Here is an 886-nt window from a genome sequence, read left to right on the forward strand (position 1 = left end):
GGCCGGCGGCGACTTCCCGCTGACCGCCACCGGCAGCGACGTCACCGGCGCGCCCGCCGCTCTCGCGATAGTGGGGCTCGCGGCGATGGTCGCCGTCTTCGCCGTCCGCCGCGCCGGCCGCGTCCTGGTCGCCGCGCTGCTCGCCCTGTGCGGCGCGGGCACCGTCGCCGCGGCCCTGCTCGGCGCCTCCGGCCGGGCCGCGCTCGAGGACAAGGCGGCCAAGGTCTCCGGCGACGCCACCGCCGCCGTCACCGGCCTGACCCACACCTCCTGGCCGTACGTCGCCGCGGCCGGCGGCGCGCTCATCCTGATCGCCGGGCTGCTCGCGCTGTGGCGCGGCAGCAGCTGGCCGGGCATGTCGTCCCGCTACGAGCGCGGCAGGGGCGTCCCGCGCCCCCGGCGCGCGGCCGGCGCGGCGGCGTCCCAGGCGCCCGCCGACCCCGAGCGTCCGGAGGACCTCTGGAAGGCCCTCGACCGCGGCGAGGACCCCACCGGGGCCTGACCGCGCCCACCCCGGGACGCGCCCTGCGGCACCGGTGGGGAAGAATGTGACGTGAGCGTCCCGCTCACCACACGTACACGCGTCAACGAGGAGCAAGTCATGGCGGGCAGCAACCACGGTCACACCCCGGCCGCCTGGACCGGCGTCATCATCGCCTTCGTCGGGTTCTGCGTAGCATCCGTCTTCATCGTGATGGCGCAGCCGGTCGGTTTCTGGGTCGGCATCGGTCTCACGCTGCTCGGCGCCGTCGTCGGCGGCCTGATGCGCCGCGCGGGCCTCGGCCAGGCGGAGCACGTGCACCCGGTGCACAAGGTCGCCGAGAACGCCTGACCCGAGCCGGGCGCGGCAGCGCCCCGTCGACGTGGCGACACCGCCGATCAGGGG

2 protein-coding genes are annotated in these 886 nt (G+C 76.6%); both read left to right on the forward strand.

Features of this window, described 5'->3' with window-relative positions; translation table 11 throughout:
- Positions 1-502: TIGR02234 family membrane protein (locus ACOV8S_RS11665; RefSeq protein ID WP_448317711.1), on the forward strand; the 502-nt coding region annotated here is incomplete at its 5' end.
- A 99-nt stretch (positions 503-601) separates the two neighbouring features.
- Positions 602-832: an HGxxPAAW family protein gene (locus ACOV8S_RS11670; RefSeq protein WP_448317712.1), complete on the forward strand. Its 231-nt coding sequence runs from the start codon at positions 602-604 to the stop codon at positions 830-832.
- Positions 833-886 lie beyond the last annotated feature (54 nt).

This window comes from Streptomyces sp. CO7 (assembly GCF_053474865.1).